General features: G+C 63.8%; 14 protein-coding genes, 1 tRNA gene and 1 riboswitch. Of the genes, 10 read left to right on the top strand and 5 right to left on the bottom strand.

Annotated elements, in window-relative coordinates:
- Positions 1-12: 12 nt before the first annotated feature.
- A riboswitch (S-adenosyl-L-homocysteine riboswitch) is annotated at positions 13-122 on the bottom strand.
- A gap of 423 nt (positions 123-545) precedes the next feature.
- Positions 546-1,784: a sodium/glutamate symporter gene (gene gltS / locus NOX35_RS00645; protein ID WP_256496970.1), complete on the top strand. Its 1,239-nt coding sequence runs from the start codon at positions 546-548 to the stop codon at positions 1,782-1,784.
- Positions 1,785-1,889: 105 nt separating this feature from the next.
- Here the strand turns inward: gltS and NOX35_RS00640 are convergent, their stop codons facing one another.
- Positions 1,890-2,393: a PACE efflux transporter gene (locus NOX35_RS00640; protein ID WP_256495385.1), complete on the bottom strand. Its 504-nt coding sequence runs from the start codon at positions 2,391-2,393 to the stop codon at positions 1,890-1,892.
- A gap of 93 nt (positions 2,394-2,486) precedes the next feature.
- Here NOX35_RS00640 and NOX35_RS00635 point away from each other — a divergent pair, with 93 nt between their 5' ends.
- Positions 2,487-3,410, top strand: coding sequence for a LysR family transcriptional regulator (locus NOX35_RS00635; RefSeq protein WP_182285225.1), 924 nt, complete (start codon positions 2,487-2,489; stop codon positions 3,408-3,410).
- Between the two features lie 8 nt (positions 3,411-3,418).
- Here NOX35_RS00635 and NOX35_RS00630 read toward each other — a convergent pair whose 3' ends face one another.
- Entirely contained in the window at positions 3,419-4,315 is an 897-nt protein-coding gene (locus tag NOX35_RS00630) for a LysR substrate-binding domain-containing protein (RefSeq protein ID WP_182285224.1), read from the bottom strand.
- A 150-nt stretch (positions 4,316-4,465) separates the two neighbouring features.
- Between NOX35_RS00630 and NOX35_RS00625 the strand changes: the two genes are divergently transcribed.
- From NOX35_RS00625 to NOX35_RS00615, 3 genes are all read left to right on the top strand, one after another.
- Positions 4,466-5,680, top strand: a complete 1,215-nt coding sequence (locus tag NOX35_RS00625) for a muconate cycloisomerase family protein (protein WP_182285223.1) — start codon at positions 4,466-4,468, stop codon at positions 5,678-5,680.
- Positions 5,681-5,722: 42 nt separating this feature from the next.
- Positions 5,723-6,718 carry a tripartite tricarboxylate transporter substrate binding protein gene (locus NOX35_RS00620; RefSeq protein WP_182285222.1) on the top strand — a complete coding sequence of 332 codons (996 nt, stop codon included), beginning with the start codon at positions 5,723-5,725 and terminating at the stop codon, positions 6,716-6,718.
- Positions 6,719-6,812: 94 nt separating this feature from the next.
- The gene (locus NOX35_RS00615) at positions 6,813-7,676 is read left to right on the top strand and encodes a PPK2 family polyphosphate kinase (protein WP_182285221.1); all 864 of its coding nucleotides are present in this window, start codon (positions 6,813-6,815) and stop codon (positions 7,674-7,676) included.
- A 154-nt stretch (positions 7,677-7,830) separates the two neighbouring features.
- On the opposite strand, the gene NOX35_RS00610 is transcribed toward NOX35_RS00615, so the two are convergent.
- Complete coding sequence (locus tag NOX35_RS00610; RefSeq protein ID WP_256495383.1) at positions 7,831-8,754, bottom strand: fumarylacetoacetate hydrolase family protein; 924 nt, start codon at positions 8,752-8,754, stop codon at positions 7,831-7,833.
- A gap of 209 nt (positions 8,755-8,963) precedes the next feature.
- Here NOX35_RS00610 and NOX35_RS00605 point away from each other — a divergent pair, with 209 nt between their 5' ends.
- The gene (locus NOX35_RS00605; protein ID WP_182285219.1) at positions 8,964-10,271 is read left to right on the top strand and encodes a Glu/Leu/Phe/Val dehydrogenase; all 1,308 of its coding nucleotides are present in this window, start codon (positions 8,964-8,966) and stop codon (positions 10,269-10,271) included.
- Positions 10,272-10,435: 164 nt separating this feature from the next.
- Here NOX35_RS00605 and NOX35_RS00600 read toward each other — a convergent pair.
- A tRNA-Met gene (locus tag NOX35_RS00600) sits at positions 10,436-10,512 on the bottom strand.
- Positions 10,513-10,693: 181 nt separating this feature from the next.
- Between NOX35_RS00600 and radA the strand changes: the two genes are divergently transcribed.
- The 4 genes from radA to NOX35_RS00580 all read left to right on the top strand — a co-directional run bounded on the left by radA (position 10,694) and on the right by NOX35_RS00580 (position 14,071).
- Positions 10,694-12,079, top strand: a complete 1,386-nt coding sequence (gene radA, locus NOX35_RS00595) for a DNA repair protein RadA (RefSeq protein WP_182285218.1) — start codon at positions 10,694-10,696, stop codon at positions 12,077-12,079.
- Between the two features lie 180 nt (positions 12,080-12,259).
- Entirely contained in the window at positions 12,260-12,715 is a 456-nt protein-coding gene (locus NOX35_RS00590) for a glycerate kinase (protein ID WP_182285217.1), read from the top strand.
- A gap of 81 nt (positions 12,716-12,796) precedes the next feature.
- Positions 12,797-13,735, top strand: coding sequence for a branched-chain amino acid transaminase (locus NOX35_RS00585; protein ID WP_182285216.1), 939 nt, complete (start codon positions 12,797-12,799; stop codon positions 13,733-13,735).
- A gap of 126 nt (positions 13,736-13,861) precedes the next feature.
- The gene (locus NOX35_RS00580; protein ID WP_003059801.1) at positions 13,862-14,071 is read left to right on the top strand and encodes a zinc-finger domain-containing protein; all 210 of its coding nucleotides are present in this window, start codon (positions 13,862-13,864) and stop codon (positions 14,069-14,071) included.
- A 44-nt stretch (positions 14,072-14,115) separates the two neighbouring features.
- On the opposite strand, the gene NOX35_RS00575 is transcribed toward NOX35_RS00580, so the two are convergent.
- A complete protein-coding gene (locus tag NOX35_RS00575) occupies positions 14,116-15,081 on the bottom strand; it encodes a glycosyltransferase family 32 protein (RefSeq protein ID WP_182285215.1) in 966 nt (321 codons plus the stop codon).
- Between the last annotated feature and the right edge of the window lie 22 nt (positions 15,082-15,103).

The following is a 15,103-nucleotide window of genomic DNA, read 5'->3' as shown; positions in this document are numbered from 1 at the left end:
AACAGAATCGAAAACAGGTGAGCGCCGTTGGGAGTGCAGGCAGATCGTCAACCGGATCTGCGACCCCGAGCCTGACGGGTCAAACATCTCAGGGATGACCTGCTGCAGCGCTCCTCGGGGTGAAGCCCGTCATTCTACGGCGAGGGCGGGCAATCGGGGCTTCAAGGCGCTTTGCCCCGTGGCTGTGCAGGCGAGCTCTTTGCGAATGGCTATAGCAGATTCGACTTTCCACGCCCCAAAAACAGGAGCAGGGCAAAAGGTAATTTCGCAAAACACGAATGCAACCATCTCATTTCAAGCATATTCCCGACATGGTGCGCATCCGCAAGGAATGGCGCGCACCGCTTTCCGGCTCTCAGGCAGCCCGGCACCGACGGGCCCGCCTGCCATGAGTGGACAAGCACCTACAGCCCCTATCTTTGAGTCTTTGGCACCATCGGCAGCAAATGTCTGGTCCATGTGCTCAGCCGTGCACAGCCGATTGCCAGCCATGACCGGGCTGGCCATTCAGCCATCGCATGGAACGGAACACCCAGGAGATCTTCATGAACGTGACCTTCGGCGCGTACTACACCCTCATCATGGCCGTGCTTGTGCTCATGCTTGGCAAGCTCATGACAAGACATATCCGCTTTCTGCGCGACTTCAATATTCCCGAGCCTGTCTCCGGCGGCCTGGTCGTGGCGGCCATCATCTTCATGCTGCATCAGACCACGGGACTGGCGCTGAGCTTCGAGGGCAGTCTGCAGTCGGCGTTCATGCTGGTGTTCTTCTCGTCCATCGGCCTGAGCGCGAACTTCGCGAAGCTGCGTGAGGGCGGCTCGGCGCTGTTCATTTTCCTGGGCGTGATTGCCGTCTTCATCATGATGCAGAACATCGTGGGCGTAAGCCTGGCCACCGTGCTGGGACTGGACCCGTTGATCGGCCTGGTCGCGGGCTCCATCACGCTGGTGGGCGGTCACGGTACGGCCGGAGCCTGGGGCTCGGTGCTGGAAAACCAATACGGTCTCACGGGAGCCACCACCCTGGGCATTGCCTGCGCCACTTTTGGCCTGATCATCGGCGGCCTGGTGGGCGGCCCGCTGGCCAAGCGGCTGATCACGCGCCATCAGCTGGCCCAGCCGCTGACCGAGTCCGAACAGCTGCGCGCCGATGCGCCCGCCGTGAGCGAAGGCAGCGAGGTCGCCAACTTCGAGTCGCCCAACAAGGCTCCGCGCCTGATCACGGCCGATGCGGCGGTGGAGACGCTGGCCCTCTTCGCGGGTTGCCTGGCTTTTGCCGAATTCATGACCGGCCTGACCATGGGAACGGTCATCCAGCTGCCTACCTTTGTCTGGGCGCTGGGCGGCGGCGTGGTCATACGCAACGTGCTGGACTATATGTTCGGCTTCAAGGTCTTTGACCGCGCCATCGACGTCTTCGGCAATGCCGCACTGTCCATCTATCTGGCCATCGCGCTGCTCTCGCTCAAGCTGTGGGAGCTGACCGACCTGGCCGGCCCGCTGATGGTCATCCTGGCCGCGCAGGCCATCGTCATGACGCTGTATGCGGCCTTCGTGACCTTCCGCATCATGGGCAAGAACTATGACGCCGCCGTGCTGGCTGCCGGCCACTGCGGTTTCGGCATGGGCGCCACACCCACGGCCGTTGCCAATATGCAGGCCATCACCAACCAGTACGGCCCGTCGCACAAGGCCTTTCTGATCGTGCCCCTGGTCGGAGCCTTCTTCATCGACATCATCAACGCCTTTGTGCTGCAGGCCATGCTCAGCATTCTTCGCTGACCGCTGCATAAGGCAAAAAAAGCGTGTTCCCGGTAGACGGGAACACGCTTTTTTCATGGTTGCTTGCGCTTTCAGGGCAAGCGTCAGAGGCTTGTGCGGCTCAAATCATGCAGCCACGGCCTGGGCCGAAGCCGGCAGCCCGAAGATGCGGTCAAAGGCCCAGTTGAAGGCAAAGGTGTAGACCATGAAGAACACCAGCAGGCCGGCTTCCATCACTGCAGCTTCCCACAGCGAGATGCCGAACCACCAGGCCATCAGCGGAATCAGCATGGCGGCGATGCCGCCTTCGAAACCGATGGCATGCACCACGCGGCGCATCAGGGAACGGCCCTTGACGCTCTGGCGCGATTCCCATTTTTCGAACAGGTGGTTGAAGCTCAGATTCCAGCAGATCGCGATCACCGAGGCAGCCACGGCCATGACGCCGGAATCGCCGGCCTTCTGGCCGATGGCCATGAAGATCAGGCTGGAGACGATGATGGCAATGATTTCGTACAGACCCACGTAGAGGATGCGACGTTTGGGACCTTGAAGACCTTTGGCCTTGGCGGGGGTGGCAAAAGCGGCGGTATTTCTGAGAGAAACGGCAGAGGAAGAAGCGGATGCCATCGCTGAGGCTTGTTGAGACATGGGCTGCAGTGTATGTTCTATAAACTGAAGATAAAAGTCAGTTCCTTTCAATTTTTCTGACAGATCGACACCATGCCCTTTAGCGCCGACCAGGTTCCGCTGTTTCTTGCCGTGCTGGATGCCGGCACCTTTTCGGCGGCTGCACGCAAGCTGGGGCGTGTGCCCTCGGCCGTCAGCATGGCCATTGCCCAGCTGGAGGCCGAGCTGGACCTGCAGCTGTTCGACCGCAGCGGACGCGAACCCGTGCCCAGTGCCGCCGCCCGCGCGCTCGAGCCGCAGGCACGCCTGCTGGCCGAGCAGTTGCAGTTGCTGAACTGGCAGGCTCAGGCGCTGCATGCGGGTCTGGAGGAAAGGCTGACGCTGGCCATCGCCCCCGAACTGCTGGCCACGCACTGGAGCGAACCGCTGAACCGGCTGGTGCACGAGTTTCCTGCGCTGCCCATTGAGGTGCTGGCAGCTCCCCAGTCAGATGCGCTGGAGCTTTTGCATGCAGGCCGCGCCCATCTGGCCCTGGTGTTCGAGCGGCCCGCCATTGACGGGCGCGAGGGCTTCCAGGAAATGGGCCGCGAGACGCTGGTGGCCGTGATGTCGCCGCAGTTCGAGCTCTGGCAGCAGGCGCTGGCCGAGCATGAGCAGGGCCGCACCACACGGCCACAGCTCACGGTGGAGCAGTTGGCTGCCACGCGTCAGGTGCTGGTGGCCAGCCGCGACCCACAGCAGACAGACCCGCGCTTTGTGTTTGCGCGCCAGCTCTGGCGCACGGACAGCCACCAGGCAGCGCTTTCGCTGATAGGTGCAGGTCTGGCCTGGGGCTGGCTGCCCAAGGGCCTGGTGGAGTCGCATATCGGCAGCGGTGCGCTGATGGAAATTCCCGTGCTCAACATCAGCAACGGCACGACCTTGTTCGTGGACTGGGTCTGGTCCAAGGAGCGCCCGCAAGGTCTGGCCACACGGCGCTTTGTGGAGCTCATGGGCAGGCAGCCCGCGGGCCGCTGACCGCAGCGCTAGGCTTCTCGTCCCAGGCTGGCGCGCGCCGCGGGCGCCAGCAGCGCCGCGAACTCGCGCGCCGCGGCGCTGTAATGGCTGCCGCGACGCCACAGCAGTCCGGCCGTGCGCACCAACTGCGGGCCCACCAGATGTATGGCCACCATATCGCTGGCCTGCTGGGCCGCGCGCTCGGGCACGATGGTGGCCATGTCGCCCCAGCGGCACAGCGCGATCAGCGATTCCACCGAGCCCATTTCCACGCGCAGGCTGGGCGTGACGCCCGCATCGCGCAGGCCGTTGTCGATCAGGCCGCGCGTGTAGAAGCTGCGCGGCAGCAGCGCCAGCGGCACGCCGGCCAGAGACTTGACCGCCAGCGTGCGCCGCCCGGCCAGCGCATGCGAGGGATTGACCAGCAGCATCATGCGTTCATCGAACAGCGGCAGGGCCTCGAGTTCGGTGCGCTGCGGCGGATGAAAGCTCACGCCCAGGTCCAGGCTGCCGTCGAGCAGGCCGGCCTCCACGGGCGGCGCCAGCAGCTCGCGCACCACCACGTTGACCTTGGGATAGGCTCGCGTGAAGGCCGCCACGGCTGGCGCGACCAGGGTGTTGAGAAAAGTGGGGATCACGCCCAGGGTAAGGGTGCCGGTCTGCAGCTCGCTGAGATCGGCCAGCGCCATGCGCCCGGCCTCGATCTCGTGCAGTGCGCGCTCGGCATAGTTGCGGAACACCACGCCGGCCTGCGAGAGCTTGAGCCCACGGCCTATGCGCTCGAACAGCACCATGCCCAGTTCCTCCTCCAGCTGGCGCAGCCCGTGCGACAGCGTGGACTGGGTCACGAACAGGTTGCGCGCCGAGGTCGTCAGGTGCTCGGTCTTGGCAATGTCGACAAAGTAGCGCAGCTGGCGCAGTTCCATGGGCGGCTTCCAGGTAGATACATCGATGCCATCGAACAATACCTTAAAAATAATTCAGTAGATCAACGGCATTCATGGATTTACGCTGGCGACCATCGCAGCCATGCAGCTGCCCGCCCCAACGCCTTCCGCCCTCACGGCCTCTTGCCCATGACCACCAGCTTCCCCATCGAACGCATTACCGCGCGCATCCTGGACATTCCCACCATACGTCCGCACAAGCTGTCGTTCGGCGCCATCAACCGCCAAAGCCCGGTCATTGTCCAGCTGTGGCTGCGCAACGGCGCCACGGGCTTCGGCGAGGCAGCCACCATCGGCGGCCCGTCGTGGAACGAGGAGTCGCCCGAGAGCATCCACCACGCCGTCACCAACCATCTGGCCCCGGCCCTCACGGGCCAGGACGGCGCGCGCATCGAGGCTTGCCTGGCCCGCATGGACCTGGCCTGCCGCGGCAATGCCTTTGCCAAGAGCGCCGTGGAGATGGCCCTACTCGACGCCGTGGCACGCAGCCTGCAGGTTCCCGTGTGGCAGCTGCTGGGCGGCAAGCAGCACGACAGCCTGCCGCTGGCCTGGACGCTGGCCAGCGGCGATGTGGAACGCGACCTGGCCGAGGCCCAGCTGCGTCTGGAACAGGGCCGCCACCGCATCTTCAAGCTCAAGATCGGTGCCCGAACGCCCGAGGCCGATCTGGCCCACGTGAGCCAGATCGCGCGCGGCCTGCAGGGCCGCGCCACGCTGACCGTGGACGTGAACCAGGCCTGGGACGGTGCCACCGCACGGCGCTTTCTGCCGCCCATGATCGAGGCCGGCGTCAGCCTCATCGAGCAGCCCGTGGCCCAGTGGAATGTGCCCGCGCTGCGCGAGCTCACGGCCACGCTGCCGTCCACGGCCCTGGTCATGGCCGATGAGAGCGTGTGCACGCCGCACGACGCCATGCGCCTGGCGCGCGAGCAGGCCTGCCACGTGTTTTCGCTCAAGGTCGCCAAGCACGGCGGTCTGCTGCGCACGCGCCAGGTCGCCGCCATCGCCCAGGCCGCCGACATCGGCTGGTACGGCGGCACCATGCTCGAAACCTCGATAGGCTCGGCCGCCTCGGCCCATGTGTTCGCCACGCTGGGCGGGCGCCACCACAACTGCGAACTGTTCGGCCCCCAGTTGCTGGTGGACGACATCGTGGCCGAGCGCATGCCGATTGCCGACTTCGCCCTGCAATTGCCCGACGGCCCCGGCCTGGGTGTGGAAGTGGATGCTGCCCAGCTCGACCGCTTCGACCGCGCGCGCCAGGGCCTGCAACCCACGCACATCGACCTCGGCGCCGCACCTTCATCCGCCCCCGTGTCTGCGCCTGCCCCCTCAGCCCGCTGACACCGCACCAACTACAACATTCATCTTCAGGAGACATCCACCATGCAACGCCGCCTTCTCTGCACCCTCGCCGCCCTGCCCGCCGTCCTCGGCCTGAGCGCCCTGGCCGCCGCCGCCCATGCCCAGACGCCCGAGGCCAACTGGCCGAGCAAGCCCATTCGCTGGATCGTGCCCTTCCCGCCGGGCGGCGCCATGGATGCCATCGCCCGCACCCTGGGCGAGAAGGCCGCGCGCACGCTGGGCCAGCCCTTCGTCATCGAGAACCGCCCCGGCGCGGGCGGCAACATCGGCGCCGACTTCGTGGCCAAGTCCCCGGCCGACGGCTACACGCTGATGATCACCTCCATCGGCATGGCCACCAACAAGCCGCTGTACCGCAAGCTCAGCTATGACCCGATCAAGGACTTCGCGCCCGTGGGCGTGCTGGCCGTGGTGCCCAACATCCTGGTCACCAACGCCACCCAGCCCCAGATCAAGAGCGTGACCGACGTGGTGGCCGCGGCAAAGGCCGCGCCGGGCAAGCTGACCTATGCCTCGGCCGGCAACGGCACCTCCATTCACCTGGCCGGCGAAGTCTTCACCTCGCTGGCGGGCGTGGACATGCTGCACATCCCCTACAAGGGATCAGGCCCCGCCGTCTCCGACCTGCTGGGCGGTCAGGTCAACTACATGTTCGACTCCATCACCTCGGCGCGTCCCCACATCCAGTCGGGCAAGCTGCGCGCGCTGGCCGTGACCACGGCCAAGCGCTCGACCAGCATGCCCGATGTACCCACCATGGAGGAAGCAGGCATCAAGGGCTATGAAGTCTCGCCCTGGTTCGCCGCCTTCGTGCCCGCCGGCACGCCGCCGGCCATCGTGAAGAAGCTCAATCAGACCTTGGTGGCCGCCATGAAGCAGCCCGACGTGATCGAGCGCTTCCAGGCCATAGGCGCCGAGGTCGTGGGCTCCACGCCCGAGGAAGCGGCACGTCACCTGCAGACCGAAAGCCAGCGCTGGACGCGGCTGATCAACGAGCGCGGCATCCACATGGACTGAATGCGGCGCGCCCGCGCGGGCCGGCCGCCGCTTGAGCTGCCGCCGGCCATGCGCTAGGCTCGACGCCTCATCACACCAGGGAAGGCCGCCGCCCATGCCGCAATCGATCTTCACCAGCAGCGATGCCGCGCTGCGCGAACGCTGGAAGGCCCTGCAACCGGGCGCCGCTGCCGTCAAGGCCGGACGCTGCGAGCTGGCCGGGTTCGATCCCGGCACCAAGCCCTTCTCGGGCGGCAGCAAGACCCAGGACAGGGCCAGTGTCGAAGCCCTGGCCGAGGAGCTGGACGCGCTGCAGAACCTGTTCTACGCCGACCGGCGCTTCAAGCTGCTGGTCATACTGCAGGGCATGGACGCAGCCGGCAAGGACGGCACGCTGCGCGCTGTCTTCGGTCGCATGTCGCCGCTGGGCGTGCGCTCCGTGGGCTGGAAGGCGCCCACCGACGTGGAGAAGTCCCACGACTACCTGTGGCGCATTCACCAGCAGATGCCGGGTGCGGGCGAGATCGTGCTCTTCAACCGCAGCCAGTACGAGGATGTGCTGGTGCCCGTGGTCAACGGCTGGCTCACGCCCGAGCAGCAGACCCAGCGCTATGCGCAGATCAACGACTTCGAGCGCATGCTCAGCGAGACCGGCACGGTGATCGTCAAGTTCATGCTGCACATCAGCAAGGACGAACAGCGCGAGCGGCTGCAGCAGCGGCTGGACGACCCCAGCAAGCACTGGAAGTTCGACGAGAACGACCTCAAGGTGCGCGCCCAGTGGGACGACTACCAGCAGGCCTACGGCCGGCTGCTGGCTGCCACGCACACGCCATGGGCGCCCTGGACCATTGTGCCCGCCGACTCCAAGACCCACCGCAATCTGATGGTGGCCACGGTGCTGCGCGAGGTGCTGGGCAATCTGGAACTGAAATATCCGCCCGGCGCACCGGGGCTGGATCACATCCAGGTCCGATGACGCGGACAGCGCACACAGCCACTGGTGCCCGTGCGTCACTCTCATAAAAAGAGCATTTAGCGTATGTTTTCAATGATTTTCAGATTGAAAGATATTTGAAATCATTCATCAAAAGGCGCTAGCAGCTCTTGTTTTTGAAGACTCCCGGGACGGATCAGAACTGCCAGCCCAGTCCGCCCAGGCCGTCGAACTCCATCTCGAAGCGATCGCCGGCCTGCAGCGGCATGCAGCCGCACCAGGTTCCTGTCGTCACCACGGTGCCGGCAGGCACGCTGCCGTATTCGCGCGCCACATGCTGCAGCCAGTCCACGAGCAGCCAGGCCGGATCGCCCAGGCTGTGCGTTCCGGTGAAGCGCTGCGGCAAGCCGCCATTCACGGTCACCGTGCACAGCTGCCGCGCCCAGTCGCGACCGGCGATGACGGAAGCGCTCTGCCACTCGCCCAGGGCCAGTCCGCCATGGCACTGGCCGTCGGCCAGCAGAGCCAGGGCCGGGGCCTTGGTGCCGTCGCGCCAGCGCACATCCACCCATTCCACGGCCACGCAGACGGCATCCACCAGCGCCAGCGCGCTGTCGTAATCGAGGGCTGCGGCCTGCTCGGCGCTCACATCCCGGCCTATGCGCAAGGCGATCTCGGCCTCGGCATTGCGCAGATTGAAGACGGTGGCGGGCGCGGGCACCGGGTTCACGCCCTGGCGAATGCCTTCCTCGGGCAGCGGCACATGCAGCAGCGCCGCATCGCGGTCGGGGCCGCCGGACTTCCAGTAGCGCGGCGCGCGATCGGCGGGCCACCAGTTCCAGGTGCGCGCCAGCGCGCTTTGCACGGCACGGGCATCGGCGGCATCGCGCATCAGCGCTGCCACGTCGGCACCCTGGGCCTGGGCCGTGCCCAGTTTGCGCGACCACCACAGCGCATCGGCCGTGGCATAGCTGTCCTCGGGCAAATCAGGCCACAACGTCTTCCAGTCGGGCAGCACCTCATCCTGCGTCTGCAGCTCGGGAGCCAGACCTATGGGCGGGGTATTGGCAAACGGTGCCGGGCCGCACCAGCCGCTTTTGCAATCATTGTTTTCAGACATGAGGGCAATGATGGCAAATTTCCTGTCTCCATGTCACCAATTCAGTGCTTGGCCCACATCCAGAGCGGCCTTCGGATGGTTATGCATAAAATGCATAGCATCTCAAACAAGAAGCCTTGGACAGGAAAATTCGGCGCGCGCACACTGTGAATCCCGGACAGCAAGGGCTTACAACGACCTTGCTCCACTCAGTCAACCAGGCCTACATCATGCAAGCCAAAGACTCTTCAGCGCTGTCCACAGCGCATGCTCTGCCCTCCTACCTCAACCCCGATCATCTCGGTCCCTGGGGCATTTATCTGCAACAGGTCGACCGTGTCACCCCCTACCTGGGCTCGCTGGCCCGCTGGGTGGAAACGCTCAAGCGCCCCAAGCGCATCCTGATCGTCGATGTCCCCATCGAGATGGACGACGGCCGTATCGCCCATTTCGAGGGCTACCGCGTGCAGCACAACCTGAGCCGCGGTCCCGGCAAGGGCGGTGTGCGCTTCCACCAGGATGTGACGCTGTCCGAGGTGATGGCACTGTCGGCCTGGATGAGCATCAAGAATGCAGCCGTGAACGTGCCCTACGGCGGCGCCAAGGGCGGCATCCGTGTCGACCCGCGAAAGCTGTCCAAGGCCGAACTGGAGCGCCTGACACGCCGCTATACCAGCGAAATCGGTCTGCTGATCGGCCCCACCAAGGACATTCCGGCACCTGACGTGAACACCAACGGTCAGGTCATGGCCTGGATGATGGACACCTACTCCATGAACACAGGCGCCACGGCCACCGGCGTGGTCACGGGCAAGCCCGTGGATCTGGGCGGTTCGCTGGGTCGCGTCGAGGCCACGGGCCGCGGTGTGTTCACCGTGGGCGTGGAAGCCGCCAAGCTCACCGGCCTGAATGTGCATGGCGCACGCGTGGCCGTGCAGGGCTTCGGCAATGTGGGCGGCACGGCGGGCAAGCTGTTTGCCGATGCCGGTGCCAAGGTCGTGGCCGTGCAGGACCATACGGGCACCATTCAGAACGCCAATGGCCTGGATGTGACGGCATTGCTGGAACATGTGGGCAATACCGGCGGTGTGGGTGGCTTTGCCGGTGGCGAGGCCATGGATGCTGCCGCCTTCTGGGGCGTGGATTGCGACATCCTGATCCCGGCGGCACTGGAAGGCCAGATCACCGAGGAAAACGCCGGCCAGATCAAGGCCAAGCTGGTGATCGAAGGTGCCAACGGCCCCACCACTCCCGAGGCTGACGACATCCTCAGCGAAAAAGGCGTGCTGGTTCTGCCCGACGTGATTGCGAATGCCGGCGGCGTGACCGTGAGCTACTTCGAGTGGGTGCAGGATTTCTCCAGCTTCTTCTGGACCGAAGACGAGATCAACGCCCGTCTGGTGCGCATCATGCAGGAAGCCTTTGCCGGCGTCTGGGCCGTGGCCCAGGAGCACAAGGTGACACTGCGCACCGCCACCTTCATCGTGGCCTGCAAGCGCATTCTCCATGCCCGCGAGGCGCGCGGCCTGTATCCATGATCGGCCTCTGAGCGGCTTTGCCGCTTCCCCCTCTCTGGCATCAACCGGAAGGGGGATACCGGCTTCACCATCGGTCCGGCCCTAGCTTGCCGTCTCTTGGAGAGGGCAAGCGGCTTCGAGGCCCAAAACGAAAAAAGCCTTCTGTTTCCAGAAGGCTTTTTGTTTGGTTGCGCGAGAAGGATTTGAACCTCCGACCTTTGGGTTATGAGCCCAACGAGCTACCAGACTGCTCCATCGCGCGGTAATTTGTTTCTCAACAGCAGTCGCTGTGTCGATGGGCGCAATTGTAGCCTAAATCGGCCTGTCATGCGGAGCAGTTATATAAACACGCGCTTTTTATGGTTACTGGCTCTGAGATTTGTCGCCCGCTCCCCCTTGGCAACAGCAATTGCCGCCCATGCCAGTCGGTATAGTTGCCGCCCATGGCCAAAGAGAAAACCACTTTCACCTGCAACGCCTGTGGCGGCACCAGCCCGCGCTGGCTGGGCAAATGCCCGGGCTGCGGCGCCTGGAACACCCTGGTCGAGACCGTGGCCGACTCCGCCTCGGGCGGCAAGAACCGCCTGAGCCAGCCCCAGGGCTATGCAGGTCTGGCCAATGCCCAGCCCGTCACCCCGTTGTCGGCCATCGAGGCCCAGGATGTGGCGCGCACCCCCAGCGGCATCGAGGAGCTGGACCGCGTGCTGGGCGGCGGCGTGGTGGAAGGCGGCGTGGTGCTGATCGGCGGAGACCCTGGAATAGGTAAGTCCACACTTCTTTTACAGGCCATGGATGCATTGCATCGCATAGGCCTGCCCACGCTCTATGTTACGGGCGAGGAAAGCGGCGCCCAGGTGGCGCTGCGCTCGCGCCGGCTCGGGCTGGACAACAGCCAGGTCAATGTGCTGGCCGAGATCCAGCTCGAGAAAATCCTCGCCACCGTGGAGGCCACCCAGCCCGCCGTGGTGGTGATCGACTCGATCCAGACCGTGTATTCGGACCAGCTCTCCTCGGCTCCGGGATCCGTGGCCCAGGTACGCGAATGCGCGGCCCATCTGACGCGCGCGGCCAAGACCACGGGCATCACCATCATTCTGGTGGGCCATGTGACCAAGGATGGCGCGCTGGCCGGCCCGCGCGTGCTCGAGCACATGGTGGACACGGTGCTTTACTTCGAAGGCGACACGCACAGCAACTTCCGTCTGGTACGCGCCATCAAGAACCGCTTCGGTGCCGTCAACGAGATCGGTGTCTTCGCGATGACGGAAAAAGGCCTCAAGGGCGTGACCAATCCCAGCGCAATCTTCCTGAGCCAGCACAGCGAACCCGTGCCCGGCAGCTGCGTGCTGGTGACGCTGGAGGGCACGCGCCCCATGCTGGTGGAAATCCAGGCGCTGGTGGACCAGGGCGGCCCGGCCGCACGCCGCCTCTCCGTCGGGCTGGACCGCGACCGTCTGGCCATGCTGCTGGCCGTGCTCAACCGCCATGCGGGCGTGGCCTGCGCCGACCAGGATGTCTTCGTCAATGCCGTGGGCGGCGTGCGCATCAATGAGCCTGCAGCCGACCTGGCAGTGATGTTGGCAATCACTTCCAGTTTGCGCGGAAAGTCGCTGCCCAAGGGCTTTATCGCGTTTGGCGAGGTCGGCCTGGCCGGCGAGGTGCGCCCCGCCCCTCGCGGTCAGGAGCGTCTCAAGGAAGCAGCAAAGCTGGGATTCACTATCGCCGTGGTTCCCAAGGCCAATGCCCCAAAGAAGCCCATCACCGGCCTGACCATCCATGCCGTGGAGCGCGTTGATGAAGCCATCAACATCGTGCGCGGCATTGGTTGATGTATTTTGATAGCTGCTTGCGCCTTTCAGTCATCGATATCAGCTAATAAATGATCTGAAATCATTGATTGAGATATGCATGCAGCTACTGTTTTTGAAAACCCCTTGGTCACCGCAGCCTGTGTGGGCATACGCACTGTCCGCAACCTCAAACCCATACCCTCGTAAGACAATAAGCCCATGAATTTGCGCAATATTTTGGTTCCCCTGGGCTTGATCGTGCTGGTGATCGCGGCCTACAACTCTGCGGGCTGGCCCGGCGTGGCGGCGGTGGCAGGCGGCATCCTCATGTGGGGGCTGCTGCACTTCACGCGCCTGATGTCCATCATGAAGAAGGCGTCGGACCGGCCTATCGGCTATGTGGGCAGCGCCGTGATGCTCAATGCCAAGCTCAAGCCCAAGGTCCCGCTGGTCCATGTGGTGGCCATGACCCGCTCCCTGGGCCAGCGCCTGTCCGAAGAAGGCCAGAGCCCCGAGATCTACCGCTGGACCGACGGCTCGCAGTCCCATGTGACCTGCGAGTTCGTCGCCGGCCGCCTCATGAAGTGGGAGCTGCAGCGTCCCGAGCCCAAGGAAGAGCTGAACCCGACTGCCGCGCAGGCAACAGCCCGGACATCGGAGCCGACCTCCCCCTAAAATGGCAGTTTCAGGAGACAAGCGCCGCCGCCTATCCGGCAGCAGCGCCCGCCGAACACACAACCCATAGAGGATGGTTTTATGAGCCCTGTTGTTCCCTCGATGTCCGACCGCGACGGAAAGATCTGGATGGATGGCCAGCTGGTGGAGTGGCGCGATGCCAAGATCCATGTGCTGACCCACACGCTGCACTATGGCTGCGGCGCCTTTGAAGGCGTGCGCGCCTATGAAACCGCACAGGGCACGGCCATCTTCCGCCTTGAAGAGCACACCAAGCGCCTGTTCAACAGCGCCAAGATTCTGCGCATGCAGATCCCGTTCAGCCAGGAGCAGGTCAACCAGGCCCAGGTCGAGGTGGTCAAGGCCAACGGCCTCAAATCCTGCTATCTGCGCCCGCTGACCTGGATCGGCGACCGCAAGCTGGGTGTCTCGCCCAAGGGCAATACCATCCACCTGATGGTCGCTGCCTGGGCCTGGGGCGCCTATCTGGGCGAGGAAGGCATGCAGCGCGGCATCCGCACCAAGATTTCCAGCTTCACCCGCCACCATGTGAACATCACCATGAGCCAGGCCAAGGCGGTGAGCAACTACACCAACTCCATCCTGGCCAATACCGAGGCTCTGGACGACGGCTACGACGAGGCCATCCTGCTGGACGCCTCGGGCTTTGTCTCCGAAGGATCGGGCGAGAACATCTTTGTGATCAAGGACGGCGTGGTCTACACCCCCGACCTGTCCGCCGGCGCACTCAACGGCATCACACGCAACACCGTGCTGCACATCTGCAAGGACCTCGGCCTGGAAGTGGTGCAAAAGCGCATCACCCGCGATGAGCTTTACATTTCGGACGAGCTGTTCTTCACCGGCACCGCTGCAGAAGTCACGCCCATCCGCGAAGTGGACCGCCTGCAGATCGGCGAAGGCCGCCGCGGCCCGATCACCGAGAAAATCCAGGCTGCCTACTTTGACATCGTCAACGGCCGCAATCCCAAGTACGCACACTGGCTGACCTTGGTATAAATCACCCCCTGGGCGGCTTTGCCGCTTCCCCCTCGGGGGACACGGCCCTTGCTTGGTGCTTCTGATCTCAATTGCGCCAGTATTTCCGGCCATGCTTCATTATTGAAAACACGAAAGACACGAGAAATGACCACGAATGCCGTCGTCGAACTGGCCGCCAAAGACCTCAACGCACAAGGTGGCGTGTTCTGCCCCAGCCCCAAGGCCGACATGAAGCTGTGGAACAGCCACCCCAAGGTCTATCTGGATGTGGCCAAGACCGGCGACGCCAAGTGCCCTTATTGCGGCACGACCTACCGCCTCAAGGCCGGTGAGGTGTTTGCTGGCGGGCATTGAAGCAACACCGCTCATGAAAGAGGCTCCTGATAGGAGCCTCTTTTTTATGCCTCGGGATTAAGAGCCCGGTGCCAGGTGCTGCCTGGCACTGCCCCGCCGTGTGCCTTGAACATTTCCGTGAAATGCCGCCTCTCTCCGCCCCTGAGCTTGACGATGGGAGCACCGATCTTCGGCCCCTGGACCCGACACAGCTGGGGATACAGCAAATACCATTTCCAGCGCAAGGCATGGTGATAGTAATAGGCCGAGTCCTCGGCCTTGAACAAGGCCATGCGTGAATACTGTCTTTGGCGCAGCACCTGCTGTGCCGTGACATGGATCAGCAGGTAATGGGGATCGCCAATGTTCTGCCGGATGTCGACCCAATCGGGCTGTGCCTGAAGCCGCCGCAGATAGGCCTCGGTTCCCTCGACAATCAAGGCCTGGTGAAATTCCCGCTGCCAGGCGACGATGAAACCGGAGCCCGCCAAAGCGCCAAATGCCCAGCTTTCGATCACCGGCGTCTGCACCTGGGTGGTGAATTTCTCAAGATAGAAACCCACAAACTCAGTCCTGGAGTCGACGGCTGCCTGCATCCAGCCCAATGAGCGCGTCAGCAGGGTGCTGGCATCCAGCCAGAAGCCTCCATGCAGCGCCACCAGGTACAGGCGCAGCCAGTCAGATTGCTTGGTGGGATGCAGCTCATGGAACCGGGCAGGCAAAGCTTCTTGAGCCACGTACTGGGCCAGGTTGCCAGGATGCACAAGGCATACTTCATAATCCGGACACTGCAAACGCCAGCTCTGGATGCATTCGCGCACAAACGAGTCGGGCTGAGCATGGTTCCAGTAGGTCCACAATTTCTTGGGAATCGCAGCGCCTGGCGACGCCGCTAATTGCGGTGCTGGAGCAGCTACCTCGCCTTCGACAATGACCGGTATTGCGTCGCAATAGCTTGCTGAGGATTTCAGCGCCCGGGGCTGAACCAGCTTCAATGCGCTTTTGAATAATTGGGCAGGAATCCGGGTCATGGTGCGGGAAACAAAAAGAAAC

The organism is Comamonas sp. C11 (assembly GCF_024496285.1).
GTDB classification, from domain to species: domain Bacteria; phylum Pseudomonadota; class Gammaproteobacteria; order Burkholderiales; family Burkholderiaceae_C; genus Comamonas; species Comamonas testosteroni_F.
Note: the sequence above shows the minus strand (reverse complement) of the source record. Positions and strands in the feature narration are given on the sequence as shown.

What these genes read in the sequence shown, in the direction of transcription:
- gltS (WP_256496970.1), top strand. Translation starts at nt 546, where the DNA reads ATGAACGTGACCTTCGGCGCGTACTACACCCTCATCATGGCCGTGCTT.
- NOX35_RS00640 (WP_256495385.1), bottom strand. Translation starts at nt 2,393, where the DNA reads ATGGCATCCGCTTCTTCCTCTGCCGTTTCTCTCAGAAATACCGCCGCT.
- NOX35_RS00635 (WP_182285225.1), top strand. Translation starts at nt 2,487, where the DNA reads ATGCCCTTTAGCGCCGACCAGGTTCCGCTGTTTCTTGCCGTGCTGGAT.
- NOX35_RS00630 (WP_182285224.1), bottom strand. Translation starts at nt 4,315, where the DNA reads ATGGAACTGCGCCAGCTGCGCTACTTTGTCGACATTGCCAAGACCGAG.
- NOX35_RS00625 (WP_182285223.1), top strand. Translation starts at nt 4,466, where the DNA reads ATGACCACCAGCTTCCCCATCGAACGCATTACCGCGCGCATCCTGGAC.
- NOX35_RS00620 (WP_182285222.1), top strand. Translation starts at nt 5,723, where the DNA reads ATGCAACGCCGCCTTCTCTGCACCCTCGCCGCCCTGCCCGCCGTCCTC.
- NOX35_RS00615 (WP_182285221.1), top strand. Translation starts at nt 6,813, where the DNA reads ATGCCGCAATCGATCTTCACCAGCAGCGATGCCGCGCTGCGCGAACGC.
- NOX35_RS00610 (WP_256495383.1), bottom strand. Translation starts at nt 8,754, where the DNA reads ATGTCTGAAAACAATGATTGCAAAAGCGGCTGGTGCGGCCCGGCACCG.
- NOX35_RS00605 (WP_182285219.1), top strand. Translation starts at nt 8,964, where the DNA reads ATGCAAGCCAAAGACTCTTCAGCGCTGTCCACAGCGCATGCTCTGCCC.
- radA (WP_182285218.1), top strand. Translation starts at nt 10,694, where the DNA reads ATGGCCAAAGAGAAAACCACTTTCACCTGCAACGCCTGTGGCGGCACC.
- NOX35_RS00590 (WP_182285217.1), top strand. Translation starts at nt 12,260, where the DNA reads ATGAATTTGCGCAATATTTTGGTTCCCCTGGGCTTGATCGTGCTGGTG.
- NOX35_RS00585 (WP_182285216.1), top strand. Translation starts at nt 12,797, where the DNA reads ATGAGCCCTGTTGTTCCCTCGATGTCCGACCGCGACGGAAAGATCTGG.
- NOX35_RS00580 (WP_003059801.1), top strand. Translation starts at nt 13,862, where the DNA reads ATGACCACGAATGCCGTCGTCGAACTGGCCGCCAAAGACCTCAACGCA.
- NOX35_RS00575 (WP_182285215.1), bottom strand. Translation starts at nt 15,081, where the DNA reads ATGACCCGGATTCCTGCCCAATTATTCAAAAGCGCATTGAAGCTGGTT.